Raw genomic sequence first — 26,337 nt, 5'->3', positions numbered from 1 at the left:
GCCGCTTCATCGCCCCGGCGCGCAACGGTGGCATCGCGCCGCCGGACGGCGAATGTTGCCGTGGAAGGCTTTCAGAACAGTTTTTGCTGGGTGCCGTCGGCTGCGGTCACTTCGGCGGCCACCGTGCCGTCGGCAAAGCGCAGCCGCAGGCCATCGCCGCCATGCAGTGCGGCCGCGCGGGTGACCATGGCGCCGTCGGGGCGCTCGATGAGTGCATAGCCGCGTGCGAGCACCGCTTCGGGGTTGAGCGCCGTCAGGCGCCCGGACAGTTGCGCCACCCGGGCCTGCTGGCGTTCGGCGTGCCGGCGCAGCGCCTGATGCAGACGGGCTTGCAGCGCCCCGAGGGCCGCATGCCGCGCCGGCAGGTCCGGCTTGACATAGGCCAGCGCCTGGCGCGCCCGGCCCAGATCGTCGCCAAGCATGCTGAGCTGCCGCACCGGCAATTGCCGCAGACGTCGCTGCAGCATGTCCAGTCGCTCGCGCTGTACGGCAAGGCGTTCGCCTGGATGGCGCAGCCGCCGGCTCAATCCGTCCAGCTGCTGCATCCGGGTCTGCACAGTGCGCAGCAGGTCGCGCTGCAGCCGGGCACCGATCAGGCGCAGCCGGTTCTGCCACTCGCCGCGATGCGGGCTGACCAGCTCGGCGGCGGCGGTGGGCGTCGGTGCCCGCACATCGGCGACGAAATCGGCAATGGTGAAGTCGGTTTCATGGCCCACCCCGCTGACCACCGGTATCGGGCTGGCGGCGATCGCCAGCGCGACCTCCTCCTCGTTGAACGACCACAGATCCTCCAGGCTGCCGCCGCCACGGCAGACGATGAGCACATCGACCTCGGCGCGCGCTGTGGCAGCGCGGATGGCCGCGGCGATCTCACCGGCCGCGGCCAGGCCTTGCACGGCGCAGGGATACAGCACCACCGGCAGGCCGGGCATACGGCGTTTGAGCGTGCTCAGCACGTCGCGCAAGGCGGCCGCCTTGGGGGAGGTGACGATGCCGACGGCCCGTGGGAAGGCGGGCAGCGATCGCTTGCGTGCGGGGTCGAACAGGCCGGCGGCGTCCAGTTTCTTCTTCAACGCTTCGAAGGCTTCGAACAACCCACCGATGCCGGCGGGGCGAAGTGCCTCCACCGTCAGTTGGAAATCGCCGCGTGCCTCGTACAAGGTCACGACCACCCGGGCCTGCACCTGCATGCCTTCGCGCGGCTCGAAATCCAGCAGCGTCGCCCGCTGGCGGAACATCACGCAACGCACCTGGGCGGTGGCGTCCTTCAGGCTGAAATAGCAATGGCCTGAGCCGTAGCGCTTGAAGTTGGAGATCTCACCGCTGACCCAAAGGATCGGAAAGCTGCCTTCGAGCAGCGCGCGTACCTGCCGATTCAGCTCGGTGACACTGACAGGGGTGTTTGAGGCGCTTGACAAAGTCGTGAACATTCGTAAGACAAACCCGATTAATCCACACAGGCCAGCACTGGCGGGCGCTGACGCCGAAATCGCAGGGTGTAGTTGATGTAGTGTTGCCAAGCATTTGATTTTAAAGACATGTCTTTACTGCACAAATTCGTGGCAATTCATTGCAAAGGCTGTATTTCCGCGCTTTTGCCGCAATCGCAGCCGGCTTCTCCACAAAGTTATCCACAGTGGATGTGGGTAAGCGTGCAAAGCGGCACCGACGCTGGGTTCGCCGAGGATCGGACAGGCCCTTCGCGTAGTTTATGTTGCAGTGCACACTACAAATTGTTGCGGATGGCATTGCCGCAGGTCGGGACGAAGGTCGCCGGGCCGGTGGCGCTGGAAGGCGATTTCCGCCCAAAGAACGGGCCTTCCCGGCGCCGGCCAATCGGGCTAAAGTTACGCGGTTTTTGACCTGAACGCACCCAAGGAAGACCGAGTAATGCTTTCGATCATCGAAGCGGCTGGCTGGCCGATCTGGCTGATCATCGTCGCATCCGTATCGGCGGTGACCATCATTTTCGAACGGTTGCTCAGCCTGCGCCGCGCCCTGATCCTGCCCGAGGGTCTCCTTGCGCATGCGGTCAAGGAATACCGTGCCCACGGCGTGACCCCGGATATGCTCTCCAAGCTCGCCGCCTCGTCGCCGCTGGGCCGGGTGCTGGCGGCAGGATTGAAGAACGTCAAGAGCAGCCGCGAGATCATGAAGGAATCGATCGAGGAGACCGGTGGCGTGGTGGCGCACGATCTGGAGCGGTATATCCCCACACTCGGCACCCTGGCATCGGTGACGCCGCTGCTGGGCCTGTTCGGCACCGTCATCGGCATGATCGAGATCTTCGGCGCGCAGTCACCCGCGGGCGGCGGCGATCCGGCTGCATTGGCACACGGCATTTCGATCGCGCTCTACAACACCGCCTTCGGCATCATCGTGGCGGTGCCTTGCCTGATGTTCTACCGCTACTTCCGCGCCAAGGTCGACGGCTTCCTGGTCGAGATGGAGCAGCAGGCGATCAAGCTGGTCGAAGTCGTACACGGCGAACGCCAGTAAGGAGCCCGCCATGAAATTCCGCCGCCGTGGCCGCGAAGAGCCGGAGATCAACTTCGTCCCCTTGATCGACGTGCTGCTGGTGATCCTGATCTTCCTGATGGCGACCACCACCTATTCGCGCTTCGCCGAGCTGAAGATCAACCTGCCCACGGCCGATGCCGAGGCGGCAAGCGAGCAGCCGCAGACCCTGCAGGTGGCCATCTCGGCGAGCGGCCAGTACAGCGTGAATGCGCAGCTGGTCAATTTCGTCGATACCCAGGATTTCGCAGCCCAGTTGCGCCGGGCCGCCGGCGGGCAGAAGGAGCCGATGGTCGTGATCAACGCCGACGCCCAGGCGCCGCATCAGGCAGTGGTCAACGTGATGGAGTCGGCGCGGCTCGCCGGCTACGGCCGCCTGACCTTCGCGACCCAGCACCCGATCAGGAAGTAGCCGGCTGCGCAGGCGGCAGAGCGGGGCGCAAGCCCCGCGTTCTTTTTGCGATACGGCCGGCCCATGACCCTGATCGAGCGCATCTGGTACACCCCTCATCACCCGCTGGCCTGGGTGCTGCGGCCGCTGTCGTGGCTGTTCGGTGCCCTTGCCGGGCTGCGGCGCGCCTGCTACCGGCTTGGCTGGCCGCGCCGCCAGCACCTGCCGGTGCCCGTGGTGGTGATCGGCAATCTCACGGTGGGCGGCACCGGCAAGACACCGCTCACCATCTACCTGGTCCAGGCGCTCCAGGCGCAGGGGCGCCGACCCGGCATCGTCTCGCGCGGTTACGGTACCGATGCGCACACCCCGCGCGCGGTCATGCCGGACAGCCTGCCGGGCTGGGCAGGCGACGAACCGCTGCTGCTGGCGCGCGAGACCGGGGTGCCGGTCTATATCTGCCGCCGCCGCGTTGCCGCCGCCCAGGCGTTGCTGGCGGCACATCCGCAGGTGGACGTGCTCGTCTGCGACGACGGCCTGCAGCATCTCGCGCTGTCGCCCGACGTCGCGCTATGTGTGATCGACGGTGCGCGCGGCCTTGGCAACGGCGCGTTGCTGCCGGCCGGGCCGCTGCGCGAACCGGTCTCGCGCCTGCATGGCATGGACGCCCTGGTCGTCAACGGCGGGACCACGCTGCCGTTGCCGGCTGCCGTGCCCCGCTACACCATGCGGCTGGTGCCCGGTGTGTTTCACCGCCTGGACGACGCCGCGCAGACGCGCACGGCCGAGCAATTCCACGGCGAGCCGCTGACCGCCCTGTGCGGCATCGGCAATCCCGGCCGTTTTTTCGCCACGCTCACGACCCTGGGATTGACGTTCACGCCGCATGCGCTGGCCGACCATCATGTGTTCACCCTGGCCGACCTGCCCGAAGGCACCGTGCTGGTCACCGCCAAGGATGCCGTCAAATTGGCGGCGTTGCCCGGACTGGGCAGGGCCGGTGCTAGAATCTGGGTCCTTCCCGTCGCCGCAGCGCTGTCGCCTGACCTCGCAGCCTGGGTGGCGCAACAGCTCGAAGAGATTGGCCATGGACGCAAAACTGCTTGAAATTCTGGTCTGCCCGTTGTGCAAAGGGCCGTTGCTGCTCGACAAGACGAAGCAGGAGCTGGTGTGCAAGGGCGACCGGCTGGCCTATCCGATCCGCGACGGCATTCCGGTGATGCTCGAGGCCGAGGCGCGGGAACTCGCGCCGACCGAGGACGTGGGCGCCTAGGGGCCGGGCATGGGCTTCACGGTCCTGATCCCGGCCCGGCTCAAGTCCACCCGGCTGCCGGACAAGCCGCTGCTGGACATCGCCGGCAAGCCGATGGTGCTGCGCGTCGTCGAGCAGGCATTGCGCTCGGGTGCACAGCGGGTGTGCGTTGCCACCGACGATCTTCGTATCCACGACACGGTGCGTCTGGCCGGCCATGAATGCGTGCTGACCGACGCGGGCCATCCTTCCGGTACCGATCGGCTGGCTGAAGCCGCCGACCTGCTGGACCTGCCTGACGAGGCCATCATCGTCAACGTGCAAGGCGACGAGCCGCTGATCGACCCCGCGTTGATCGACGCGGTGGCGGCCCGGCTGGCGGCACAGGCGCAGTTGCCGATGGCCACCGCTGCCCATCCGATCGACGCCGCCGCCGATTTTCACAATCCCAACGTGGTTAAAGTCGTGTGTGATGCGGCGGGGCACGCGCAGTATTTCAGCCGCGCGCCGATCCCGTGGGACCGCGACGGCTTTGCCGCCACGCCAGGCAGTCTGCCGCGTGGTGGGGCACTGCGGCATATCGGGCTGTACGCGTATCGCGCCGGCTTTCTGCGCACCTACCGCACGCTGGAGGCTGCGCCGCTGGAGGCGGTGGAAGCGCTGGAACAGCTGCGCGTGCTATGGCATGGTTATGCCATCGGTGTCCATGTTGCAGCGCACGCACCGGCATCCGGCGTCGATACGCCGGAGGATCTGGACCGGGTGCGGCGGCTGTTCGAAACCATTTCCAACAACCAGAACCAGAGATAACACGATGCGATTGATACTGCTGGGCGCGCCGGGCGCGGGTAAGGGAACGCAGGCCACCTTCATCAAGGAGAAGTTCGGCATTCCGCAAATTTCCACTGGCGACATGCTGCGCGCAGCAGTCGCGGCCGGCACGCCGCTGGGCCTTGAGGCCAAGGCCATCATGGATGCGGGCGGCCTGGTCCGCGACGACATCATCATCGGCCTGGTCAAAGAACGTATCGCCCAGCCGGATGCGGCCAACGGTTTCCTGTTCGACGGTTTCCCACGCACCATCCCGCAGGCCGAGGCCATGATCGCCGCCGGTGTCGACATCGACTACGTGGTCGAGATCGACGTGCCCGACGAGCTGATCGTCGAGCGCATGGCCGGGCGCCGCGTGCATACCGCTTCGGGGCGTACCTACCACGTGAGGTTCAATCCTCCCAAGGTGGCCGATACCGACGACGTAACCGGCGAAGCGCTGGTCCAGCGCGCCGATGACCACGAGGACACGGTACGCAAGCGCCTGCAGGTCTACCACGACCAGACCGAGGTGCTGGTGGGCTTCTACGGCAGGATGGCCGCTGCCGGCAACGCCGGCGCGCCGCGCTACATCAAGGTCGACGGTACCCAGGCGGTCGAAAAGGTCCGTGACGACGTGTTCGCCGCCCTGGCCGGCTGAGCCGCGCAGCACGGGCGGGTTGCCACCCGCCCGCCGCCATGGCGGCGCCGCGCCGCCGCCCCGCCTGTTCCTAGAAAGCCTGCCATGCCCACCCAACTTTCGGTCAATCTCAACAAGGTCGCGTTGATCCGCAACGCCCGTGGTCGCGACTACCCCAGTGTCGTGCATTTTGCCGAGCTTGCTCTGTCGAGCGGGGCGCATGGTGTCACCATCCACCCGCGGCCGGATCAGCGCCACGCGCGGTATGCCGATGTCGCCGCGCTCAAGGCGGTGGTGGCGGCGCATCCGGGCAAGGAACTCAATATCGAGGGTTATCCGGATGCGCGCTTCCTGGAGGTGGTGCTGGCGGCCCGGCCTACCCAATGCACGTTGGTCCCGGACGAGCCGGGCCAGCTCACCTCCGACCATGGCTGGGACATCCTGCGCCATGGCGGGCGACTGCGTGAGGTGGTGGCGCTGTTGCAGGAGGCCGGCATCCGCGTAAGCCTATTTGTCGATCCGGACCCGGCACAGATTGCCGCCGCGCCGGCCACAGGTACCAACCGGGTCGAGCTGTATACCGAAAGCTACGCCCATGCCTATGCCGCGGGCGACTGGCTGGCCGAGTGGCAGCGCTTCGCACTGGCGGCCCGCTCCGCGCGCGAGCTTGGGCTCGGGCTCAATGCCGGGCATGATCTCAACCTGGACAACCTTGCCAATTTCCTGCGTATCCCTGGCATCGCCGAAGTCTCGATCGGACACGCGCTGACGGTGGAGGCGCTGGAGCAGGGCTTCGCCGCAACCATCCGGCGCTATATCGCGTTGATGCAGGCGGTGGACGCGGAGTAGGTCGACCCCAGTCCTTGGACCGGCGCGTTCGCGACCTGGTCGAAACGGGTACCCGCCCAGGTAGTCGTGGCGGATCGGCTTGAGGTGCCGGTCCAGTTCGTACACCAGCGGCAGGCCGTTGGGGATCTCGATGCCGACGATCTCGTCGTCCGATACGCCGTCCAGATACTTGATCAGCGCGCGCAGCGAGTTGTTGTGCGCGGCGATGACCACCTGCTGCCCTTTGCTGATCGCCGGCGCGATGTCGCTGTGCCAGAACGGCAGCACCCGTGCCACCGTATCCGCGAGGCATTCGGTCAGCGGGATCGCCTCGCGCGGCACCTGCGCGTAGCGCGGGTCGGCATAGGCGGCGCGCGGGTCGTCCGGCGTCATCGCCGGCGGGCGGATCGCGTAGCTGCGCCGCCATAGCAACACCTGCTCGGCACCGTGCCGGGCGGCGGTCTCGGCCTTGTCCAGCCCGGCCAGGGCGCCGTAGTGGCGCTCGTTCAGGCGCCAGGACTTGATCACCGGAATCCACAACTGGTCCATCTCGTCCTGCACCAGCCACAGTGTGCGGATCGCCCGCTTCAGTACCGAGGTGTACGCCACGTCGAACCGATAGCCCGCGTCGCGCAGCAACTGTCCGGCACGCCTGGCCTGAGCGACGCCCTGTTCGGTGAGGTCGACGTCGGCCCAGCCCGTGAAGCGGTTTTCCAGGTTCCAGGTCGATTGGCCGTGGCGGATCAGCACGAGTCGATACATCGCAGGTTCTCCCGAAAAAAGCGGGCTCAGCGTGCCTGGGCCAGTGCCTGTTGCTTTTCGGCGATCTTCTGCCGGATCAGCGGCAGCACGGCCAGCGCTGCCTTTTCGCCTTCCAGGATGGCGACGTTGCGCTGCTCGAAGTCCGACGGACCGATACGGCCCACGCGTGGCCGGATGATCACATCGGCACGGGAAAGCTCCTGCTCGCCCAGCTTCTGTCCCATGATCATGATGGCCTGATTGACGATGCCGATCATGTTGCTGGGCGCCACGCCATTGGCCTTGGACGAGATGTCGACCGCGATCACGAGGTCGGCGCCCAACTGGCGCGCCGCGTCGACCGGCACCGGGCTGACCACGCCCCCGTCCACATAGCGCTTGCCATTGATCAGTACGGGCTCGAACACCCCGGGGATACTGCTGGAAGCCCGTACCGCCATGCCGGTGTTGCCGCGGGTGAACACCACGCGCCTGCCGGTTTCCAGTTCGGTGGCCACCGCTGCAAACGGAACCCCCAGCTTTTCCAGCGGACGTTTCCTGACGAGCTGGTTCACGTAGTCCTGCAGCTTCTGGCCGCGTACCAGCCCGCCGGAGAGCAGGCTCACGTCGCGGATCTTCGCCTCGTCCAGGCCGAACGATTCCTCCTGCAGCGCAAAGGCGTTCATGCCGCTGGTGTAGAGCGCGCCGACCACGCTGCCGGCGCTGGTGCCGGCAACGAAATCCGGCTTGATGCCGCTTGCTTCCAGCATCTTGATCACACCGATATGCGCAAAGCCCTTGGCCGCGCCGCCGCCCAGCGCGAGCCCGATCCTCACCGGCGGCAGGGGTTTGGGTGGCTGCGGGGTCACGGGTGGCGGTGTACCGGTGTTGGCGCAGGCGGCCAGCAGCAGCGCGGCGCACAGCGGGGAAAGGCGGCGGAACAGGAAAATCATATGGTATCCAACGAGAGTACTTGCGCGCAGCGGCCGTCGCAGCGCCACTTGATATCGAAATGATAGAGCCGGATCGCGTAGACCCGTTCCGGATCATCGGCATAGGCGGGGCGCGGGTCCTGGGCCAGCACCTCGCGGAGCAGCTCGCCCAGGTGTGGATGCCCGGGCTCGGCGGCCCGCAGCTGTTCAAGGGCGGTGTCGCTCAGGTGCACTGCCAACGTGGGCGGCGCGGTGTCGGCAAAGCCCCCCTGTGCCTCGGAAATGCTTTCCACGAACGGCAGGTAAGGCTTCACGTCGACGATGGGGGTGCCGTCCACCAGGTCGACGCCGGCCAGCGTCAGGGTCACGCCTTGACGGGTATCCACGCGCACCAGCCGGACCAGCGACAGGCCGAGGCGGTTCGGGCGGAACGGGCTGCGGCTGGCGAATACCCCGACCCGCGCATTGCCGCCCAGTCGGGGTGGACGTACCGTGGGGCGCCATTGCGTATCGCTCTCATGGAAGATGAACGACAGCCAGACATGCGAGAACGCATCCAGCCCGCGGACCGCCTCCGGACGGTCATAGGGCGGCAGCAGCCGCAGCACGCCGTAAGCATGCGGCGCCAACTGCGGCTGGCGCGGTACGCCGAACTTGTCGGCAAACGGGGTGGCCAGATAGCCGATGGCGTCAAGGGAATAGGACACGCCGGCGATTGTGCCGCGCACAGGCGGGCAAGGGAATAGGCAGGATGGGAAGAGGGAAGGCGCGCTTCGCGCGCCACCTGCTTGATACGACCGCCCCGGGGTTTATGCTGCTGCCCTTCTCCCTGCCCGCTACAGGTTGTGATACCAGATCACGCCGACCAGGATGGGCGCGATCACTGCGCACACCAGCCGGAACGGACGCAGCAGCGCATGTGCGCCTTCCGCCTGCAGCTCCTGGCTCACGCGTGGCCAGATCGCCCAGCCCACGAACAACGCCGCCAGCAGGCCGCCGGCCGGCATCAGGATGTTGGACGCCAGATAGTCCATCAGGTCGAACGGATTCCTGCCGAACAGCACCGGGTCGGCCAGGGGACCGAACGACAGCGCGGCCGGGATGCCCAGCACGAAGCTCGCCGCCGATGTGAGTAAGGTGGCCGTGCGGCGCGCCATCCGGAACTCGTCGATCAGGAAGGCCACGATGGGCTCCAGGATCGACACCGACGAAGTCAGCGCCGCAAACAGCAGCAGCATGAAGAACGCCACCGCAAAGCCCTGGCCTGCCGGCATCTGTGCAAAGATCGCCGGCATGGTGATGAAGGTCAGCCCGGGCCCCGCCGCGGGGTCGACCTGGAAGGCGAACACCGCCGGCAGCACCATCAGCCCCGCCAACACGCAGGCCAGCGTCGCGAGCGCAGAGACCCACAGCGTGGCGCCGACCAGCCTGGTGTCGCGTGCGACATAGGAGCCGTAGGCGATGATCATGCCGCCGCCGAGCGACAGCGAGAAGAACGCCAGCCCCAGCGCGTCGACCAGCATCGCGCCGTTCACCTTGGAAAAATCGGGGCTGATGAAGTAGCGCACGCCTTCGATCGCGCCCGGCAGCGTCAGTGCGCGCACGATCAGCAGCAGCATCAGGAAGAACAGCGCCGGCATCAGCACCTTGCTCATCCGTTCTATCCCCTGCTGCACCCCGCCCAGCACCACTGCCGCGGTGATTCCCAGGAACACCGCGGTGTACGAGAGCGCCTGTGCCGGGCTGGCGATGAACTGCCCGAACGCGGCCGTGAGCGCGGCCGTATCGGTGGTGAGCGCCGCGCCGCTGAGCGAGCGCCAGACGTACGCCACGGTCCAGCCGCCGACTACACAGTAGTAGCTCAGGATGATGAACACACACAGCACCGACAGCCGCCCGGCCCACGGCCACCAGCCGCCCTTCAGGTCGCGGTACGCCGTGGTCGCCGACTTGCCGGCGGCGCGGCCGATCACCATTTCGGCCAGCAGCAGCGCGATGCCCAGGGTGAAGACACAGACGAGATAGGCGATCAGGAACGCCCCGCCGCCGTTCTTGCCGGCGACGTACGGGAATTTCCAGATCGCGCCCAGGCCGACGGCGGAGCCGGCGGCGGCGAGGATGAAACCGAGCTTTGAGCCCCAGTTGGAGCGGGCGGAGGAGGAGGGCATGGCAGGTGGGAATGTTGTTCTTGCGTGAGCCGGGATTCTCCGCCTGCCCGTGTCTGCCGCCATTGGCGAAATCCCTGCTCGCGGCGGCCCTCATGCGGCCGCACCGGCTTGCCTTGATGCGCGCGGCGCCGCGCCGGCCCGGGTCAGCGTACCCCGCCCAGCAGCGTGACCAGCTGATCGTAGCGCCGGTACAGCGCCTTTTCCTGCGCGTTGCGCTGCGGCGCGCCCAGATCGGGGGTGAGCGCCAGCCGGAACAGCGCGTCGTACAGCTGCAGATCGGTGATCTCGCGCAGCTGCCGGTTGTTCGAAGGCAGGAAGCGGTCGAGCTGGTCGGCCCAGTACAGCTTTTCCTTTTCGCGCGTGGCGGTGGGCCCCTGATTGCCGTAGCCGATGAAAAAGCGGGCGATACGGTCCTTGCGCGCCGCGTTCAGCGTGCCACGCAGCACCAGTGGATCGTACGAGAAAGGCGGCGAGCGCCACAGTACGCGCAGGCGCTTGGCATCGCGCGGATATTTCTCGTTCAGCTTCAGCCAGCCGTCGCTGTCACTGGCGGCGACGTCGGCCCGCCGTTCGACCAGCGCCCGGAAATTGTCTTCGGCATTGCCAGACCGGATCGAACGGAAGAAGCGCTCCGGTACGACGTTGTTGCGCAGGAAGGCGTGATAGCGGGGGATCAGGTGGCCCGCGGTGGAGCTGGGGTAGCCGCTGGCATAGCGCCACTGCCCCGGTTTCCGCAGCAGTTGGGCAAGGTCGGCGGGGCCGTCCGCACGTACCAGCAGCAGTGATTGGTAACGGGTCACCTGCCCGGTCAGCGCAAGCCGTGCGAACACCTCGCCCTGACCCTGCTCGACGGCGGAAAGCGCAAGCCGGCTGCTGCCGCGCAGGATATCGATCTCGCCGGCCACGAAACGCCGGAGCAGCTGCGTCTCGTCCTTGCTGGCAATCAGCCGCACCGGTTCGCCGAGCGCCTGGGCCAGATCGTCGGCGATGGGCTGCCAGTCGCGCTGGGTCTCCTCAACGCTACGGTTGGCAACGAGGCCCAGCGTCAGGTCGGCGTGGGTGGGCAGGGCGATCAGACAGAGCAGCACGGCAACGGCACGCAACATCGTTCAAGGGCGGGGGCATGTGGCAATGCCAAAAGCGTAAAGCCGCCCTGTGACGATCTGATGTCATTGCGATGACAAGTCGGTCGCCTGCCCGCCTGCCGCTCAGGAAAGCGGAATGCCGAGCGCTTCGGCCAGCGGGCCGGCAATGTAGTCCGCCAGCTCGTTCAGCCGCCGCTGCGCATAGCGCCGTTCGCCTTCGGCGCTGCTCAGGTCGTCGGGCAGGCCCGCGACAGCGATACGCGCGTTGGCCAGCCTGACCTTGAGGCCGTCGATGGCTTCATCCTTGCCGCGGGTGGCGAGGAAGTCGTCGAAACCGGCACCACCGCCGACGCCCAGCAGCGTGCGCTCCACCATGTCCAGGCCCGAATCCAGGCTGCGCTTGCTGACCCCGGCACGCCAGTCCGGGAAGTCCTGGCGCCGCGGTGCCTCGGTCTGGTTGGCAAGCTTCCAGCCTGCCAGCTCGCGCAATCCGGCCACTGCGCGGGTCAGCGCTTCGGAAAGGAAAGGACGCGGGTAGGACGGGTCGTAGTTCAGCCCGCGGCGCAGCCCCTGCCACTCGTAGATCAGCTCCTGCGCGCGGCGTGCGACCCCCGCCGACACCCACAGGCCATAGCGGCAGGCGGCGTCGATCTTCTTGGCCGCAAGCGGCGCGGCTTCCGGGGCGCCGTTGCCGAACAGCAGGTATTCGAGCGCCGGCAACCCTTGCTTGAGCTCGCGCGAGGCGGCCAGTGCCGGCTGCGAGGTCGGGTCCTGCGGGGTGTCGCGCATCTTCTTGGCGACGGTCTTCTCGTCGAATGGCCACGGATCGAACTGATTCTGGACGTCCTCGCGGCGGCTCGGGCCCATGCGCACCGCGTCGATGCGGCGCCAGGCCTGGTTGGCGGACACCCAGGCGGCGCGGCTGTCCTGCAGTCGTTGTGAGCTGGGCGTGGCGCACAGCGCGGCGATCTGCCCCGTCAGGCGGCCGGTGTGCTCCAGCAGCGACACCTGCGCGGGGATATAGACGGTTTCGGTCAGGCTGATGGCAAGCTCGGGCGGCGTCAGGCGCGGGATGGCCGGGGCGGGCTCGTTGGCGCTGGCGAGGGTGGCGAGCAGCAGCATCGACGCTGCCGGGATCGAACGGATCATTTCTCCTCCTTTGGAACGTGATCGGGACGGCCGTGGCCGGGATTGGACCCGGACGTCCTGCGGCCGCCCGCGCTCTTTGGCGCGATCGGGCAATGTTAGAGCATCGGCGGGCGGCACGACAGACGAACGGTCGGCGCCGGCGTGCCGGTGGTCCGCTTGCTTTTTGCCGGCGCCCCCACGAAACTGCGGACCGCAGAACGAGGATTACGACCATGGCTTTCTATTTTCGTGCCGACGATGTGCCTGAGCTGCAGGGGTTGTCGGCCTGGGAGCAGCGGGTGCTGCTGCGCGGCACCTTCATCAAGGAACGCGCCGTCTCCACGCTGCTGCTGCTGGGCATCGTGATCGCCAGCGTGCAGTTTGCGATCAACCCGCTGATCGAGCGCTTCTTTCCGGCGCTGCGCAGCGACACGCTGCCGTATGCCGGGCTGTTGCTGTGCTGGCTGTTCCTGCTGATCTGGCTGCGCGATACCGTGATGATGAACGTGCTGCGCCCCAAGATCGCCGTCAAGCGCGTCGAACTGGAAAAGGCGAGGGCGGGGCAGGCCGCGGCCCAGGATGATGCGGCGGCTGGCGGCGAGCGCTAGCCTGCTTGCGTTGCCGCTGCAGGCCGCGACCATCGCGGTCGATGTCGGGTTCGCTGCAGGCACCCGGGGCCGTCAGCGCCTATGGCGTGCCCGAATTCGAGTACAACCGTGCGCTGGCGCTGGAGTTGGCGCAACAGCTGCGCCGCGCCGGGCATCTTGTGCTGTTGATCGGCGCAGAGGGCGATGAGACCGGGCTCGCCGCGCGGGCGCAGCTGGCGACCGCTGCGCGTGCCCGGTTCTTCGTCTCCCTCCACCACGACTCGGCGCAGCCGCGTTTTCTCAAGCAATGGACCGTGAACGGCACGGCGCGCTGGTACACCGATTTTTCCGGCTATTCGCTGTTCGTATCGCGCAGCAATCCGGCGTTCGCCGTCAGTGCCGGCTGCGCCCGGGCAATGGGGCGGCAGTTGCGGGAGCAGGGTTTCCGGCACACCTTGCATCACAGCGCCGATGTGCCGGGTGAGAGGCGCACGCTCTACGATCGGGAACTGGGCGTGTACGAAGCTGATTTCGCGGTGCTGCGGCGGGCAGGCATGCCGGCGGTGCTGTTTGAGGCTGGCGTCATTCTCAACCGCGACGACGCGCTCATGCTCGGCCGCCCGGCCACCCGCGCCCGGTTGGCCGGCGCGCTGGTCGCGGCGCTGGATGGGTGCCTGCCGCGCTGAGGCGGGCAGCGGGCGCGCCACGGTTGGTGATAAGATTCCCGTCCCCGGCCAGACGCGCCGGGCTGTGCATTCGCCACAACCCGATCCAACGCCCCGACAAGATACCGCCATGCGTACCTCTCAACTCTACTTCTCCACGCTCAAGGAAGCGCCTTCCGAAGCCGAGCTGGTTTCCCACAAGCTGATGCTGCGTGCCGGCCTGATCAAGCGCCTGGGCTCGGGCCTCTACACCTGGATGCCGCTGGGGCTGAAGGTGCTGCGCAAGGTGGAGGGCGTGGTGCGCGACGAGATGGACAAGGCCGGGGCGCAGGAATTGCTGATGCCCACCATCCAGCCGGCCGAGCTGTGGCAGGAGACCGGCCGCTGGGCGCTGTTCGGCCCGCAGATGCTCAAGATCAAGGACCGGCACGAACGCGATTTCTGCTTCGGCCCGACCCACGAGGAAGTGATCACCGACATCGCCCGGCTGGAGCTGCGCAGCTACAAGCAGCTGCCGGTGAATTTCTACCAGGTGCAGGTGAAGTTCCGCGACGAGATCCGCCCGCGCTTCGGCGTGATGCGTGCGCGCGAGTTTGTGATGAAGGACGCCTACTCGTTCGATGCCAGCTTCGAGGGGTTGCAGGCGAGCTACGGCAGGATGTATCAGGCCTACTCCAATGTGTTCAGCCGGCTGGGCCTCGCGTTCCGCGCGGTGGCGGCCGACACCGGTGCCATCGGCGGTTCGGGCAGCCATGAATTCCATGTGCTCGCCGATGCCGGCGAGGATCTGCTGGCCTATTGCCCGGATTCGGACTACGCCGCCAATGTCGAACTGGCCGAGGCGCTGGCGCCGGCCGCGCCGCGCGCGGCCGCCAGCGAAGCGCTGCATGATGTGGAGACACCGAAGCAGACCACCTGCGAACAGGTGGCCGGGCTGATGGGGATCCCGATCGAGAAGACGGTCAAGCTGATCGCCGTGATCGATGCCGCCGGCAAGCTTGTCATCGTGTTGTTGCGTGGCGATCACAGCCTGAACGAGGTGAAGCTCGGCAAGGTCGAGGGCATGGACGGCTTCCGCTTCGCGACCGAGGAGGAAATCCGTGCCGCCTTCAACTGCCCGCCCGGCTTCCTCGGCCCGGTCGGCGCGCCGGCCGGCACCCGCATCATCGCCGACCGCACCGTCGCCGCCATGAGCGACTGGGTGTGCGGTGCCAATAAGCCCAAATTCCACATTGCCGGTGTGAACTGGGGCCGCGATCTGCCCGAGGCCGATGTGGTCGCCGACGTGCGCAACGTCGTCGCCGGTGACCCGAGCCCGGATGGCCGGGGCGTGCTGGCACTGTGCCGCGGCATCGAGGTCGGCCATGTGTTTCAGCTGCGCACCAAGTATTCCGAGGCGATGAATGCCACCTTCACCGACGTCGACGGCCAGTTGAAGCCCTTCGAGATGGGCTGCTACGGCATTGGCGTCTCGCGTATCGTCGGGGCGGCCATCGAGCAGAACCACGACGAGCGCGGCATCCGCTTCCCGCTCGCCATGGCGCCGTTCGCCCTCGCCGTCGTCGCCGTCGGCTATCACCGCTCGGACGCGGTCAAGGCTGCAGCCGACCAGCTCTACGCCGAACTGCAGGCCGCCGGGGTCGACGTGCTGCTGGATGATCGCAACGAGCGTCCCGGTTCGATGTTCGCCGACATGGAACTGATCGGCATCCCGCACCGGCTCACGCTGGGCGACAAGGGGCTGGCGGAAGGCATGGTCGAATACGTGGCACGGCGCGGTGGCGACCTGGAGAAGGTGCCGCTGGGCGAGGTGGCTGCGTTCATTCGTCGGAAGCTTGCCGAGTAGGCCACCGCCCCGGTTGACCCCGTCAGGGGGCTACCTTACAGTCCGACCAGTTGCACTTTTCCTTGGAAATCATGCGTTTGTCTCGTTTGTTCGGATTGCTGTTGTGGGGCCTTGCGGCCTGTTCCTGGGCTGGTGCCCAGCGGGAGGAGGCACTGTCTTCGTCGGTGCAGTCGACGATGCAGCGCTCGATCTCCGACGGGGCCCAGCCACGCCTGGTGTTCGCCGATCCGCGGGAGGGCGAGGCGTGGCTGGCCGACATGTCCGTGCGGCTGGAAAAACGCATCCCTGACGAATTCATGCGCCGCAAGATCCTGGTTGCGGCGCACTACGAAGCCACCCGGGCGGGGCTGGACCCGCAGCTGGTGCTGGGGCTCATCCATGTGGAAAGCCGCTTCAACCGTTATGCGCTGAGCCCGGTGGGCGCGCGGGGGCTGATGCAGGTGATGCCGTTCTGGCAGCGCCTGATCGGCAGCACCGACCAGAGCCTGTTCGACATCCATACCAACCTGCGCTACGGCTGCACCATCCTGCGGCACTACCTCGATATCGAGAAAGGCGACCTCTTTCGCGCATTGGGCCGCTACAACGGCAGCCTGGGGCGGGCCGAGTACCCCAATCTGGTGCACGATGCCTGGAAGAGCCTGTATGCATGGGAGCCGGGCAAGAACCAGGTGGCGCAGCGCTGAGCGCCGCCCTGGCCTGTGGATGCTGATGGCCGCACCCGCGTGGCGGGCGCCCTGCGGCAGCTGACGGCGCGGGCACTGCCCCCCGCGGCACCGAGGCCGGGGCAGCAGGGCGCGCCGCCGCCAGCCAACGGCGGCGTTCAGCCGGGCAGCTTTTCCACCTGCACCAGCCGCACGTGGCCGTGCTCCAGCGCGATCCAGTCCTGTTCCACCCAGGCATTGAGCTGCTTGTTCACCGATTCGCGGCTGGCGCCGACCAGGTTGGCCAGCTCCTGCTGCGTCAGTTTCAGGTCGATCAGCACGCTGCCGTCGCTTTGCTCCGCACCGTGCGCTTCACCCAGCTGGCGCAGCATCTTGCCCAGCCGTTCGGGCAGGTTGAGGAACAGCATGTCCTGCAGCAGGTTGTCGGCTGCGCGCAGACGCTCGCACAGCGCCGCGATCAGCTGCCGCATCACCTTGGGATGCGATTCCAGGTATTCCATCACCGCGTCGCGCCCCAGCACCAACAGTTCGCATTGCTCCAGTGCCTCGACGCTGGCACTGCGCACGCCGCCGTCGAGCATCGCGATCTCGCCGAATACTTCGCCGGCTTCGAGGATGCACAGCGTGGCTTCACGCCCGTCCTCGGTGTTGCGGGTGACCTTGAGGCGTCCGTGCAGCACCGCATACATCTCCTCGCCGGCCGTGCCTTGCTGGACCACGGTCTGCTTGGCGCGGATCTCGCGCAGCTCGGCGTGCTGCGCAAGTTCGTTGAGCTCGGCTTCGCTCAGTTCGCAAAACAATGTGCTGCCGGAGAGCAGGCGGGCCTTGTTCATGGGGCTGTTCCGATCGGGTGAAGGTAGGCAAGCGGATTGTGCAGGATTTTGCAGCAGACCGGAGTACCCGGCTTGCTGACGGCAACGCCCGTTCAGCCGGCGAATTCCGCCCATACCGGGGTGTGGTCCGACGGCCGCTCGTTGCGGCGCGGTTCAATATCGATGACGCAGCGGGTCAACGCCGGGCGCAGCGCCGGCGAGACCAGCAGGTGATCGATGCGCAGACCGGCATTGCGCTTGAAGCCGTAGAGCCGGTAGTCCCACCAGCTGAACGATTTTTCCGGCTGCTCGAACACGCGGAAGGCGTCGACCAGGCCAAGCGCCTGCAGATCGCTGAACGCGGCACGTTCGGGCGGCGACACCAACACCTGCCCTATCCACTTCCTGGGATCGTGCACATCGCGGTCTTCCGGCGCGATATTGTAATCGCCCGCCACGATCAGCCGCGGATGGGCGAGCAGTTCCTCGGCCAGCCAGGTGGTCAACGCCTTCAGCCAGCCGAGCTTGTAGGGGTATTTGTCCGAATCGAGCGCCTGACCGTTGGGCACGTACACGCAGATGAAGCGCACCCCGGCAACGGTGGCCGAGATCACCCGTTTTTGCGGATCGGCATAGCCCGGAATGCCCATTTCGACCTGCTCGAGCGGCACCCGCGAGACGATGGCGACGCCGTTGTAGGTCTTCTGCCCGGAAAACGCCACGTGGTAGCCGGCGTCCTCGAAGGCAGCACGCGGAAACGCACTGTCCTCGAGCTTGGTTTCCTGCAGCGCCAGCGCGGTCAGCGCCGGCTGCGCGGCCAGCCAGTCCAGCACCTGCGGCAGGCGGACCTTGAGGCTGTTCACATTCCAGGTGGCGAATTGCATGGCGGTTCTCAATACGTGGCGCGCTCAGCGCGCCGGTTCGGTGATGGTGTAGCCGGCTTGGCGCAGCACGGCGCTCCAGGTGAAGCGGTTCCAGCCCTTGACGAACTGGCCGTTGATCTCCAGCACCGGTGGCACCAGGTTGTCGGCGCCGGCACGGGTCACCAGCTCCTGCATCAGCTTGGCATCCTCGGTGGGCACCTTGGCCTGGTATGGAATGCGGTTGTCGTCGAGCAGCCGGCGTGCCTCATCGCAGCTTGGGCAGCCCGAGGCGGTGTAGAACACCAGCCCCGCCCCGGTGCCGGCGTCCTGCCCGGCGGACTGGGATTGCACCACATTGGGCTTGATCGCGCGTTCGCGCGCGCTGCGGCCGTCGGGAGGGCGGTCGCTGTAGAACACGTTGCCGTCGGCATCACGCCATTGATACACCTTGCCGGCCAATGCCGGGCATATCACGGTCAGCAACAGCAGCGGAAGAAGGCGCTTGTCCATAGGGCTCGCTGGAGTGGGTTCACGACCGCGCCCGGGCGGAAAGCCCGCTTGGCGCCGCGTTCCTTGCCAAGAACCGATTATTGCCGATCGCTGCGGCGGCGTCAGCCGGTCAGGCGGCGGCGCGGGTATGGATGACCACGGTGCTGTCGTCGATCCGCAACCACAACTGCCAATCGCGCCGTGCCTGCGAACACAGCGGCAGGGCGGTGCGCAGCTGCCAGGTCGCGGCAGCTGTCGCCTGCATCGGGCTGTGGCTGGGCGGCATCGTCATGCCCTGCATCCGCCATTCGGCGGTGACGGCCTGCGCATCGCCTGCAAGGGTCAGCACCACGATCCGGCTGGCCGCCAGCGACCGGTCGCTGGCAAGGCGATAGCTGCGCTGCTGCAAGGTGAAGGTGCAACCCTGCGTGAGATCCGGACAGGCATGCTGCAGCGCCGGAACCGGGTCATCGCCGCCCAGGGGCAGCGTCAGCCATCCCAGGTACTGTGCAGCGAAACCGGCGACAGCCAGCACGGCCAGCGTTTGCAACGCCGTCTGGGCGTGCCGCTTCAGCGCCATGCTGCCGACAGCGCGGCGACGCCGTGTCCGCCATGCGCTTGGGCGGTCGGCAGATCGCTGCTGCACAGCCCCCCGATCGCGTAGATCGGAAACGGCCAGCCGGCGCCGACCAGATCGGCGAAGCCATGCCACCCGAGCGGCGGCGCATCCGGGTGCGAGGCGGTCGCGGCCACGTGGCCCAGCAGCGCATAGTCGGCGCCGATACGCTGCGCCGCGGCCAGCTCGGCCGCGTCGTGCGCGGAAACGCCCAGCCAGTCGAAACCGGAAGGGCGCCGCGCCATGGCCGCCGCGACCCGCGCCGGCATATGCAGCCCGTGCGCGCCCAGTCCGGTGACGAGCGCACCGCTGGTTTCGGGCGCGCCATGCAGCAGTACCCGGCAGCCGTAGGGCCGCGCCCGGGTCAGCACCGCCTGGGCCAGCGCCGCGTAGGCCATCGGGTCGAGCCCGGGCTCACGCAGGATCAGCATGCGCAGGCCCGCCGCCAGGGCGGCATCCAGCCGGGCCAGCCACGTCTCGGTGCCCAGTATGCCGGCGGCGGAGACCGCCAATTGGTCGGGCAGTGCCAGACCGCGCAGGATGGGGCCGTTGGCAGGCAGGATGGGCGAGACGGTCAGCTGCCCCGGTTGCTGCCAGGCGAAGGCCTGCCCTTCGTGCGGTTGCGGCTCGCCATCCCACCCGGTGACACGGAAGAAGTGCAGGCGCACCGTGGCGTGCGGATAGGTGAAGCCCTGCACGATCCACGGTACCGCCGCGTTGATCGCGACACCGAGTTCCTCGACCAGCTCGCGCGCCAGCGCCTGCTGCGCGGTCTCGCCGGCTTCGAGCTTGCCGCCGGGGAACTCCCAGTAGCCCGCATAGGCTTTGCCGGGCGGGCGGCTTGCCATCAGAAAACGGCCTTGATGATCGATCAGGATGCCGGCTGCGACATGGACTACGGGGGTGTCGGGCATGGGGGAGGCTGCATGGTTGGTTGACTGGACTGGCGCTGCGGGGCGGGCCGATTGTACAAGAGCCGCGCCGCGGCAGGCGTGCCGTCAGGCGTGGTTACGCTCCGCCGTGGCTGCCGGCCCAGTCGCGGGCGAATTGCCAGGCGACACGGCCGCTGCGCGCACCGCGGCCCTGTGCCCATTGCAGTGCGGCGCGTTCGAGCACCTCGTCCCAGCCGTTGACGCCAAAGTCGTGCAGCCAGCGGCGCACCGCCGCCAGATACTCGTCCTGCGAAAACCCATAGAACGACAACCACAGGCCGAAACGTTCGGAGAGCGCGATCTTGTCCTCGATCGCCTCGCCCGGGTGGATCTCGCCGTCCAGATGGCGCGACTGCGCGTTCTCGCTGAAATACTCCGGCACCAGATGACGGCGGTTGGAGGTGGCGTACAGCAGCATGTTGGCACTGGGGGCGGCGATCGAGCCGTCGAGCGTGGTCTTGAGCGCCTGGTAGCCGTGATCGCCTTCCTCGAACGACAGATCGTCGCAGAACACGATGAAGCGCTCCGGCCGCCCTGCAATGCACTGCACGATATCGGGCAGATCGACCAGATGGGTCTTTTCCACCTCGATCAGGCGCAGATCCTGGTCACGCAGTTCGTTCCATACCGCCTTGACCAGCGAGCTCTTGCCGCAGCCGCGCGCACCGGTGAGCAGCACGTTGTTGGCCAGCCGGCCGTTGACGAACTGGCGGGTGTTGGCCAGCAGCCGGTCGCGCTGCAGGCCCACGTTGACGAGCTGATCGAGCCGGATCAGGTGCGGATGGCGCACCGGCTCGAGCTGGCCACGTCCTTGGCGCACCCGCCAGCGGAAGGCCTGTGCCTGCCAGTCCACGGATGCGGCCGACGCCGGCAGCAGCGGCTCGACATGGTCGAGCAGCTGTTCGAGCCGATCGATGAAGCGGGCGAGGCGTTCGGGTCCGATCATGGTTGTGGGGCCTTGAGCAAGGGTTGGAGCATGCGTTCGAGTTCTTCGCCCTTCAGCCGGCCCAGTTTGACGGCAACACGCTTGCCGCCGGCGTCATACAGCGCGGTGAAGGGCAGCCCACCCACCACGTTGCCTTCAGCCTGCATCAACTTCATGGCGTCGGCGGCACCGATCAGGTTGGGATAGTTCACCCGGTGCTGCTTGATGAAGGTGCGCACCGGCGCGACCTCGTCGATGGCCACACCGACGAACTGCACCTTGCCGGCGTAGCGCTTTTGCAGCGCCACGAATTCGGGGATCTCCTCGCGGCATGGCGAACACCAGGTGGCCCAGAAATTGACCACCAGCGGCTTGCCGCGCCATTGCGCGAAGCCGGCCGGCTTGCCGTCCAGGGTCTTGAGCGTATGCCGGTAAAGCGGGGCCTGCTGGGCCTGGGCGACCGGCATGGCAAGCAGGGCGGCGAGCAACGCCGCGGCAAAACGGGGAGAGTGGATCATGGCAGTGCATCCAGCGTGGCGGAAAAGGCGGCGGGGTCCTGGAAGCCGACCACGCGCCGGGTCGACAGCCGCCCGTCGCGGTCGTAGAACAGCAGCGCGGGCGGGCCATACAGCCCATAGTGGCGCAGCAGCGCGGCATCATGCTCGGTATTGCGGGTCAGGTCGGCGCGCAGCAGCACATAGTCCTGCAGCCGGCGCTGCACACCCGGGTCGGTCAGCGTCTCCCGTTCGAATGCGATGCAGCTAGTGCACCAGTCGGCATACATGTCGACCATCACCGGGCGGCCGCGCGCCTGCGCCAGTGCCTCGCGCAGCTGCGCCACACTGGCCACCGGCTGGAATTGCGGGATCTGCCCCTGCGGCAGATGGTGCAGCCACAGCGGGCGCGCCATCCAGACTGCGGTGCCGAGCAGGATCACGCCGAAGGCGAGCTTCACGCCGCGCATCAGGCGGGCGGACAGTCGTGGCAGGATGGCGGCACCGAAGGCGCCGACCAGGATCAGCGGGGTGCCGATGCCCAGCGCCAGCGCATACAGCGCGCCGCCGCCGAGCGCGGTATCGCCGCTTTGGCCCAGATAGGCCAATGCCGCCACCAGCGGCGGCGCCACACACGGGCCGACGATCAACGCGGAGACCACACCCATTGCGAACACCGAGGTCGCCCGCCCGCCGGGCAGCCGGTGCGCCAAGTGGTTGAAGGTGCTTTGCACGCCGCTTGGCAGCTGGAACTGGAACACACCGAACATGGCCAGCGCCATCGCCACGAACAGCAGCGACATGGCCGCCACCACCCAGGGCTGCTGCAATGCCACGGTCAGGAGCGTGCCGGTGCGCGCCGCCGCGATCCCGGCAACGGTGTAGGTGAGCGCCATGCCCTGCACGTAGAGCAGGGTCAGCAGCAGGGCGCGGCCACGCCCGGCGGTGCCGCTGCCCAGCACGATGCTGGAGACGATGGGCAGCAACGGGTACATGCAGGCGGTGAGCGCAAGGCCGATCCCGGCCAGGTAGAACAGCGCCAGGGTCAGCCAAAGCCCGCCACGAAAAAAACCGCCTTCTTCGGCGGCCGGGGTATTCGTATCGCGATTGCTGCCAAAGAGCGTATCGAGCGCCCCCTTGGGGCCGGAGTGTTCCCCCGGCGCCAGCACGGCGGTCTGTGGCGGATAGCAGACGCCCGAATCGGCGCAGCCCTGGAAGCGTATCTTCAGCTTCACATCGGCAGGCAGCCGGCCCTTGCCGCGCAACTGCGCCGTCACATCGCGATGGAACACCGCCACGCGGCCGAAGCTGGGGTCGTTCTTCCATTCCCCGCCCGGCAGCCGGATCTGCAACGGTTGGGCCGGTTCGAGCGCGAAGCTGATCCGGTCGCGGTACAGGTAATAGCCGGGGGCTACCGTGAAGCGGACTTCGAGCGTATCGGGCGCGATCCGGGTGAGCGCCGCCTGGAAGGCGCGCTCGGGCGGCAGCAGATCGGGTTCGGCCCGCGCGGCGGACCCGAGCAGGGCAACAAGCAGCAACAAAACAAAACGGACGATCAAGGCGTAGTTCCTGAAACGGAGTGGTGCACCCATTGCAAATAGGCGGGCAATCCGATCGAAATCGGCCAGGCGACGATCTCGGGCACATCGTAAGGATGCCGCGCGACCAACCAGGCTTGCAATGCCGGGTAACGGCTGCGGGTGGTCTTGACCAGCAATGGAACTTCCATGGCGATTTCGGTTCTTCCCTGCCAGCGGTAGACTGACTGGACCGGCGGCAACTGGTTCACGCAGGCGGCCAATCCCGCTTCCACCAGCCCCTGCGCCAGGCTTTGTGCACAGACGTCGTCGGGGCAGTTGCACAATACCGCCAAAATTTCCTGGGAATCATCCATGCCTTACCTCCTCCTCGCGCTGCTTGCGTATCCGGCGGCTGAAATCGTCGTGATGGTCCTGACCGCCAAGGCGATCGGCACCGGCTGGGTGCTCGGCTGGATCGTGCTGACCGCGCTCGCCGGGGTGTTGATGCTGCGCCATCATCGGCTGGCAGTGGGCTGGTCGCTGGTTTCCGATCTGCGCGCCGGCAAGCTGTCGGTGCGCAGTCTGTTCTGGGTGGCGCGCTACTACATCGCGGCGTTGCTGCTGCTGCTGCCGGGTCTCATTGGCGACCTGGCCGGCCTGCTGCTGTTGCTGCCCTGGGGGCGCAGCCCTGATGCGCCTGCCATCGATGGCGCGATCGACGGCGAATACCGGCGCATCGAGCAGCCGGTCGAGCCGGGCCAACGCCTCAAGCGCTGAATGCCTCATCCGGGGCGACGGCGCTGCCGCTCACGCAGATCACCTTGCGGCGCGACGTGGCGCCGCTGCGCAGGCTGACCTGACGCAGCGGTACGTCGAACGCCGTCGCGACGAACGCCAGCAATGCCTCGTTGGCCTTGCCCTGGACAGGGGCGGCGGCCAGCCGCAGCTTGAGCGCGTCGCCATGGCGGCCCGCCACGCCGCTGCGTTTGGCGCCCGGCTGGATGTGCAGTTGCAGCAGCCAATCCTCGCCCACGCGCCGGAACCAGTCCTCGGCCATCAGCCCGCCATCGACACGTGTTGCAGGATCGCCGTTTCCAGGTGGGCGACAAAGACACTGAGCACAAGCTGGATCGCCAGCAGCAGCAGCAGCGGCGTGATGTCGATCCCACCCACCGGCGGGATGACGCGGCGCAGCGGGCGCAGGAACGGTGCGGTCAGCGTATTGAGCAGCGGCATCAGCGGGTTGTAGGGGGCGATCCAGGACAGTACCGCCTGCCCCAGCACGGCCGCGAACAGCAGGTACAGCGACATCTTGAACAGTTCCAGCGCGGCCACCAGTGCCAGCGCCAGCAGCGACAGCGGCGCGATGAACACGAACGGCCAGGGCGTGATGGCCAGCAACAGCATATGCATCAGCAGCGCGGTGAAGCCGGCGAGCGCGAAGCTCGCGGTATCGTAGCCGCGTAGCGGCGGCAGCACGCGCCGCACCGGCAGCACCGCCCAATTGGTCAGGGCCAGTACGAACTGCCCGAGCGGGTGCCGGAACGAGGTCTGGAAGGCCTGCAGGTAGAAGCGGGCCAGGAACACCAGGATCAGGAACCCGCCCACGCTGCGCAGCAGGAACTGCAAGGCTTCGACGAACATGCTTGCTCCTTGGAGCCGATTTTCAATAGAGGTTCGGGAGCGACGCGCGATGGTGCCGGCCGCGGTCGGCGCGGGGGCGTCAGCGGCCGGCCGTGGCGTGAGCCGGTGCGGCCTCCGACCGCGCGTCGTGCATTCCCTCTGCTTCGCGTCGCAACGGCCGCGTGTGACCTCAGCCCCGGCCCAGCTCGTCGCCCAGTTCGCGTGAACGCGTGGCGGCGGCGGCGGCGGCGGCGATCACGATATCGCGCAACCCTTGTTGCTCGAACGTGCCGATGGCGCGTTCGGTGGTTCCCCCCTTGCTGGTGACCTTGAGCCGCAGCGTGGCCGCGTCGTCCTCGCTGGCCAGTGCAAGTGCGACGGCGCCGGCAAAGGTCTGGTAGGCGAGGGTACGGGCGGTGCTGACGTCGAACCCTTGTGCGCGTGCAGCTTCCTGCAATGCTTCCATAAAATAGAACACATAGGCCGGGCCGCTGCCGGAAATGGCGGTGATGCCGTCGATCCGGCTTTCCTCAGCGACCCAGACCACCTCGCCGATCGCGCGCAGCACTGTCTCGGCGGCGGCGCGATCGTCATCCGAGACTGCAGGCGCGGCAAAGGCACCGGACAGGCCGGCCCGAACCAGGGCAGGGGTGTTGGGCATGACGCGGACGATGCGCGTATGTCCGCCCAGCCAGTGCGCAAGGGTATCCGAACGGATGCCGGCAGCGATCGAGACGACGAGCGTGCCGCCCAGCTCGGGCGCCAGCTGCCTTGCCACCGCCTCGAGCTGCTGGGGCTTGACTGCCAGCACCGCCATCCTGCTCGAGGGCAGGGCTGCGCCCGGCCGGGCGGTGCTTACGCCGTAGCGTTGCGCAAGCTCGTGCAGCTTGGTCTCATCCGGGTCGACGACGTGGATGCGCTGCGGGGCAGTGCCCTCCTGAATGAGGCCGCCGATCATGGCCGCGGCCATGTTGCCGCCGCCGATAAAGCTGATGTCCATCCCTTATTCCTTGTCTGGATTCCTGTCTGGATTGGTCCTGGCGCCGAACAACGCCGTTCCCACGCGCACGATGGTCGCGCCTTCCCGGATCGCCGGCTCCAGATCGGCCGACATGCCCATCGAGAGCGTGTCCAGCGCCAGCCCTTCGTGCTGCAAGGCTGCTTTGAGCCGGCGCAGTGTTGCGAATTGCGCAGTCAGCCGTTCGTCGTCGCCATCCGGTTCGGGCACGCACATCAGGCCCCGCAGGCGCAGGCGCGGCAGCTGTGTCACCGCGTGGGCCAGGGCTGGTAGTTCAGCCGGGGCCACGCCGGATTTGCTGGCTTCGCCCGAGACGTTCACCTGGATGCAGACGTTGAGCGGCGGCAGGTGTTCCGGGCGCTGCTCTGCCAGGCGCTGGGCGATCTTCAGCCGCGCCACACTGTGCACCCATGCGGCCTGGCAGGCCACATTGCGTGTCTTGTTGCTCTGCAACGGGCCGATGAAGTGCCAGCGCAGCTCCGGCAGATCCGCCAGTGCCGCCGCCTTGGCTGTCAGCTCCTGTTCATAGTTCTCACCGAAGTCGCGCTGCCCTGCAGCATACAGCTCGCGCAGCGCCTCGGGCGGGAAGGTCTTGCCGACCGCCAGCAAAGCCACGCTTTCCGGGGGGCGCCCGCTGGTCGCGGCGGCGGTCCGTATGCGTGTAAGCACGCCTTGCCACGCTTCAAAAATCGTTGCCATAATTGCTTGGTCGTTGCCTGTCAGCCTTGATTTCAAGCCGCTTGTGGCGCCGTGTCGTAAGGGGTACGGCGCGTCGCCGAAGGACAAAATT

At 67.3% G+C, this 26,337-nt stretch carries 31 protein-coding genes and 1 pseudogene; 12 read left to right on the top strand and 20 right to left on the bottom strand.

The window, feature by feature from the left end:
* Positions 1-71: 71 nt before the first annotated feature.
* A complete protein-coding gene (gene xseA, locus N8I74_RS15650) occupies positions 72-1,418 on the bottom strand; it encodes an exodeoxyribonuclease VII large subunit (protein ID WP_263124042.1) in 1,347 nt (448 codons plus the stop codon).
* Between the two features lie 472 nt (positions 1,419-1,890).
* Between xseA and N8I74_RS15645 the strand changes: the two genes are divergently transcribed.
* From N8I74_RS15645 to N8I74_RS15615, 7 genes are all read left to right on the top strand, one after another.
* Positions 1,891-2,499, top strand: a complete 609-nt coding sequence (locus tag N8I74_RS15645; RefSeq protein ID WP_263124041.1) for a MotA/TolQ/ExbB proton channel family protein — start codon at positions 1,891-1,893, stop codon at positions 2,497-2,499.
* 10 nt (positions 2,500-2,509) lie between these two features.
* On the top strand, positions 2,510-2,929 hold the full coding sequence (locus N8I74_RS15640) for an ExbD/TolR family protein (RefSeq protein ID WP_263124040.1): 420 nt from the start codon (positions 2,510-2,512) through the stop codon (positions 2,927-2,929).
* A 63-nt stretch (positions 2,930-2,992) separates the two neighbouring features.
* Positions 2,993-4,015 (top strand): tetraacyldisaccharide 4'-kinase, encoded by a 1,023-nt coding sequence (lpxK, locus tag N8I74_RS15635; protein ID WP_263124039.1) that lies wholly within the window; start codon positions 2,993-2,995, stop codon positions 4,013-4,015.
* The gene (locus N8I74_RS15630) at positions 3,996-4,181 is read left to right on the top strand and encodes a Trm112 family protein (protein WP_263124038.1); all 186 of its coding nucleotides are present in this window, start codon (positions 3,996-3,998) and stop codon (positions 4,179-4,181) included. Before lpxK ends, N8I74_RS15630 begins: the two co-directional genes overlap by 20 nt.
* Before the next feature lie 9 nt (positions 4,182-4,190).
* Positions 4,191-4,970: a 3-deoxy-manno-octulosonate cytidylyltransferase gene (kdsB, locus tag N8I74_RS15625; RefSeq protein ID WP_263124037.1), complete on the top strand. Its 780-nt coding sequence runs from the start codon at positions 4,191-4,193 to the stop codon at positions 4,968-4,970.
* A 4-nt stretch (positions 4,971-4,974) separates the two neighbouring features.
* A complete protein-coding gene (gene adk, locus N8I74_RS15620; RefSeq protein WP_263124036.1) occupies positions 4,975-5,631 on the top strand; it encodes an adenylate kinase in 657 nt (218 codons plus the stop codon).
* An 84-nt stretch (positions 5,632-5,715) separates the two neighbouring features.
* On the top strand, positions 5,716-6,459 hold the full coding sequence (locus N8I74_RS15615) for a pyridoxine 5'-phosphate synthase (RefSeq protein WP_263124035.1): 744 nt from the start codon (positions 5,716-5,718) through the stop codon (positions 6,457-6,459).
* Positions 6,460-6,516: 57 nt separating this feature from the next.
* On the opposite strand, the pseudogene gpmA reads toward N8I74_RS15615, so the two are convergent.
* The 6 genes and pseudogenes from gpmA to N8I74_RS15585 form a co-directional block, all read right to left on the bottom strand.
* A pseudogene (gene gpmA / locus N8I74_RS15610) lies at positions 6,517-7,200 on the bottom strand (2,3-diphosphoglycerate-dependent phosphoglycerate mutase); the annotation flags it as partial.
* A gap of 26 nt (positions 7,201-7,226) precedes the next feature.
* Entirely contained in the window at positions 7,227-8,132 is a 906-nt protein-coding gene (locus N8I74_RS15605) for a patatin-like phospholipase family protein (protein WP_263124034.1), read from the bottom strand.
* A complete protein-coding gene (gene tsaA, locus N8I74_RS15600) occupies positions 8,129-8,818 on the bottom strand; it encodes a tRNA (N6-threonylcarbamoyladenosine(37)-N6)-methyltransferase TrmO (RefSeq protein WP_263124033.1) in 690 nt (229 codons plus the stop codon). The genes N8I74_RS15605 and tsaA overlap by 4 nt, the downstream gene beginning before the upstream one ends.
* A 129-nt stretch (positions 8,819-8,947) precedes the next feature.
* Positions 8,948-10,279, bottom strand: a complete 1,332-nt coding sequence (locus tag N8I74_RS15595; RefSeq protein WP_263124032.1) for a sodium-dependent transporter — start codon at positions 10,277-10,279, stop codon at positions 8,948-8,950.
* Positions 10,280-10,422: 143 nt separating this feature from the next.
* Positions 10,423-11,385 (bottom strand): PhnD/SsuA/transferrin family substrate-binding protein, encoded by a 963-nt coding sequence (locus N8I74_RS15590; RefSeq protein ID WP_263124031.1) that lies wholly within the window; start codon positions 11,383-11,385, stop codon positions 10,423-10,425.
* A gap of 102 nt (positions 11,386-11,487) precedes the next feature.
* Entirely contained in the window at positions 11,488-12,513 is a 1,026-nt protein-coding gene (locus N8I74_RS15585; RefSeq protein WP_263124030.1) for an imelysin family protein, read from the bottom strand.
* Positions 12,514-12,725: 212 nt separating this feature from the next.
* Here N8I74_RS15585 and N8I74_RS15580 point away from each other — a divergent pair, with 212 nt between their 5' ends.
* The 4 genes from N8I74_RS15580 to N8I74_RS15565 all read left to right on the top strand — a co-directional run bounded on the left by N8I74_RS15580 (position 12,726) and on the right by N8I74_RS15565 (position 16,276).
* The gene (locus N8I74_RS15580) at positions 12,726-13,100 is read left to right on the top strand and encodes a hypothetical protein (RefSeq protein WP_263124029.1); all 375 of its coding nucleotides are present in this window, start codon (positions 12,726-12,728) and stop codon (positions 13,098-13,100) included.
* Between the two features lie 41 nt (positions 13,101-13,141).
* A complete protein-coding gene (locus tag N8I74_RS15575; protein WP_263124028.1) occupies positions 13,142-13,765 on the top strand; it encodes an N-acetylmuramoyl-L-alanine amidase family protein in 624 nt (207 codons plus the stop codon).
* A 109-nt stretch (positions 13,766-13,874) separates the two neighbouring features.
* A complete protein-coding gene (locus N8I74_RS15570) occupies positions 13,875-15,590 on the top strand; it encodes a proline--tRNA ligase (RefSeq protein ID WP_263124027.1) in 1,716 nt (571 codons plus the stop codon).
* Positions 15,591-15,661: 71 nt separating this feature from the next.
* Positions 15,662-16,276, top strand: coding sequence for a lytic transglycosylase domain-containing protein (locus N8I74_RS15565; RefSeq protein ID WP_263124026.1), 615 nt, complete (start codon positions 15,662-15,664; stop codon positions 16,274-16,276).
* 137 nt (positions 16,277-16,413) lie between these two features.
* On the opposite strand, the gene N8I74_RS15560 is transcribed toward N8I74_RS15565, so the two are convergent.
* From N8I74_RS15560 to cutA, 9 genes are all read right to left on the bottom strand, one after another.
* Positions 16,414-17,088 (bottom strand): Crp/Fnr family transcriptional regulator, encoded by a 675-nt coding sequence (locus N8I74_RS15560; protein ID WP_263124025.1) that lies wholly within the window; start codon positions 17,086-17,088, stop codon positions 16,414-16,416.
* A 92-nt stretch (positions 17,089-17,180) separates the two neighbouring features.
* Positions 17,181-17,951 carry an exodeoxyribonuclease III gene (xth, locus tag N8I74_RS15555; protein WP_263124024.1) on the bottom strand — a complete coding sequence of 257 codons (771 nt, stop codon included), beginning with the start codon at positions 17,949-17,951 and terminating at the stop codon, positions 17,181-17,183.
* Positions 17,952-17,975: 24 nt separating this feature from the next.
* Positions 17,976-18,440 carry a glutaredoxin family protein gene (locus N8I74_RS15550; protein ID WP_263124023.1) on the bottom strand — a complete coding sequence of 155 codons (465 nt, stop codon included), beginning with the start codon at positions 18,438-18,440 and terminating at the stop codon, positions 17,976-17,978.
* Positions 18,441-18,549: 109 nt separating this feature from the next.
* Positions 18,550-18,999 carry a hypothetical protein gene (locus tag N8I74_RS15545; protein ID WP_263124022.1) on the bottom strand — a complete coding sequence of 150 codons (450 nt, stop codon included), beginning with the start codon at positions 18,997-18,999 and terminating at the stop codon, positions 18,550-18,552.
* Entirely contained in the window at positions 18,990-19,949 is a 960-nt protein-coding gene (locus N8I74_RS15540; protein ID WP_263124021.1) for a Nudix family hydrolase, read from the bottom strand. Before N8I74_RS15540 ends, N8I74_RS15545 begins: the two co-directional genes overlap by 10 nt.
* Before the next feature lie 94 nt (positions 19,950-20,043).
* Positions 20,044-20,913, bottom strand: coding sequence for an ATP-binding protein (locus N8I74_RS15535; protein ID WP_263124020.1), 870 nt, complete (start codon positions 20,911-20,913; stop codon positions 20,044-20,046).
* Positions 20,910-21,410 (bottom strand): TlpA family protein disulfide reductase, encoded by a 501-nt coding sequence (locus tag N8I74_RS15530; protein ID WP_263124019.1) that lies wholly within the window; start codon positions 21,408-21,410, stop codon positions 20,910-20,912. Before N8I74_RS15530 ends, N8I74_RS15535 begins: the two co-directional genes overlap by 4 nt.
* The gene (dsbD, locus tag N8I74_RS15525; RefSeq protein WP_263124018.1) at positions 21,407-22,945 is read right to left on the bottom strand and encodes a protein-disulfide reductase DsbD; all 1,539 of its coding nucleotides are present in this window, start codon (positions 22,943-22,945) and stop codon (positions 21,407-21,409) included. The genes N8I74_RS15530 and dsbD overlap by 4 nt, the downstream gene beginning before the upstream one ends.
* Positions 22,942-23,280: a divalent-cation tolerance protein CutA gene (cutA, locus tag N8I74_RS15520; protein WP_263124017.1), complete on the bottom strand. Its 339-nt coding sequence runs from the start codon at positions 23,278-23,280 to the stop codon at positions 22,942-22,944. The genes dsbD and cutA overlap by 4 nt, the downstream gene beginning before the upstream one ends.
* On the opposite strand from cutA, the gene N8I74_RS15515 reads away from it, so the two are divergent.
* Complete coding sequence (locus N8I74_RS15515) at positions 23,279-23,683, top strand: FxsA family protein (RefSeq protein WP_263124016.1); 405 nt, start codon at positions 23,279-23,281, stop codon at positions 23,681-23,683. The two genes, cutA and N8I74_RS15515, sit on opposite strands and share 2 nt — an antisense overlap.
* Here N8I74_RS15515 and N8I74_RS15510 read toward each other — a convergent pair.
* The 4 genes from N8I74_RS15510 to N8I74_RS15495 form a co-directional block, all read right to left on the bottom strand.
* Positions 23,673-23,963: a DUF167 domain-containing protein gene (locus tag N8I74_RS15510; protein ID WP_263124015.1), complete on the bottom strand. Its 291-nt coding sequence runs from the start codon at positions 23,961-23,963 to the stop codon at positions 23,673-23,675. The genes N8I74_RS15515 and N8I74_RS15510 overlap by 11 nt on opposite strands.
* Positions 23,963-24,550: a YggT family protein gene (locus N8I74_RS15505; protein ID WP_263124014.1), complete on the bottom strand. Its 588-nt coding sequence runs from the start codon at positions 24,548-24,550 to the stop codon at positions 23,963-23,965. The genes N8I74_RS15510 and N8I74_RS15505 overlap by 1 nt, the downstream gene beginning before the upstream one ends.
* A 169-nt stretch (positions 24,551-24,719) precedes the next feature.
* Positions 24,720-25,529: a pyrroline-5-carboxylate reductase gene (gene proC, locus N8I74_RS15500; RefSeq protein WP_263124013.1), complete on the bottom strand. Its 810-nt coding sequence runs from the start codon at positions 25,527-25,529 to the stop codon at positions 24,720-24,722.
* A gap of 3 nt (positions 25,530-25,532) precedes the next feature.
* Positions 25,533-26,246, bottom strand: coding sequence for a YggS family pyridoxal phosphate-dependent enzyme (locus N8I74_RS15495; protein ID WP_263124012.1), 714 nt, complete (start codon positions 26,244-26,246; stop codon positions 25,533-25,535).
* Positions 26,247-26,337: the final 91 nt, after the last annotated feature.

It is taken from the genome of Chitiniphilus purpureus, from assembly GCF_025642115.1.
In the GTDB taxonomy this organism is placed as follows: domain Bacteria; phylum Pseudomonadota; class Gammaproteobacteria; order Burkholderiales; family Chitinibacteraceae; genus Chitiniphilus; species Chitiniphilus purpureus.
Note: the sequence above shows the minus strand (reverse complement) of the source record. Positions and strands in the feature narration are given on the sequence as shown.